This is a genomic window from Actinocorallia lasiicapitis, from assembly GCF_054778695.1.
The window spans coordinates 1-859 of record NZ_BAAGZI010000824.1; the positions used below are offsets into that span (position 1 = coordinate 1).

Genomic DNA, 859 nt, shown 5'->3' on the forward strand with positions numbered 1-859 from the left:
CCGGCCGACCGCGCCGGTGTCGACGCGCGCCAGCGGCGCGCCGATCCGCACCTGGGCCGCGTCGGCGACCTGCTTGGACCTGAGCAGCCGGACGCCGCGCACCTCGATCTCGCGGACCACGAGCAGCTTGGACCCCAGCACCACCCAGACCGCGCCGCCGAGCAGCCCGAGCACGAGCAGCACCACGAACAGGACCTTCCAGCGGTCCCGCCGCGGCCTGCCCTTGCCGGAGCCGTTCCTGCCGGTGTCCTTGGCCGCTGCCATGACGACCCCGGGGGCCTGCGTCTGCGCCATAGGCCCATCTTCGCGCGGACACCGCGCACCGCTCCGGCGCGGGAGGCCGGGCGGCGTGTCGCGTCAGTCCAGCAGGGCGAGGATCTGCGGGCCGAGCGTGGTGATGTCGCCCGCGCCCGAGGTGAGGACGACGTCGCCCGGACGTGCCAGCTTGGCGACGGAGGCGGCGGCGGAGCCGAGGTCGGGCAGGTAGTGGACTTCGGGACCCGCCGGGATCGCGTCGGAGATGAGCGCGCCGGTGACGCCCGGCTCGGGGTCCTCGCGCGCGCCGTAGACGTCCAGGACGATCGCCACGTCGGCGGCGGCCAGCGCCTGCGCGAACTCGGCGGCGAAGAAGCGGGTGCGGCTGTACAGGTGCGGCTGGAAGACCGAAAGGATCCGGTTCTTTCCGGTCTCGCGGACGTAGTCGCGCATCGCCGACAGGTCGGCGGTCAGCTCGGTCGGGTGGTGGGCGTAGGAGTCGAAGACCTCCACTCCCCCGGCCTCGCCCTTGAGCTCCAGCCGGCGGCGGGCCCCGCCGAACGCGGCGATCCCGTCGACGACCCGGTCGAGCGGCGCGCCGAGC

Annotated in this window: 1 protein-coding gene and 1 pseudogene; both read right to left on the minus strand. The window is 74.6% G+C overall.

The annotated features are described in order from the left end of the window. A pseudogene (locus ACYVE7_RS34875) lies at positions 1-294 on the minus strand (cell division protein FtsQ); the annotation flags it as partial. 63 nt (positions 295-357) lie between these two features. Then, positions 358-859: glutamate ligase domain-containing protein (locus ACYVE7_RS34880; RefSeq protein WP_460370933.1), on the minus strand; the 502-nt coding region annotated here is incomplete at its 5' end.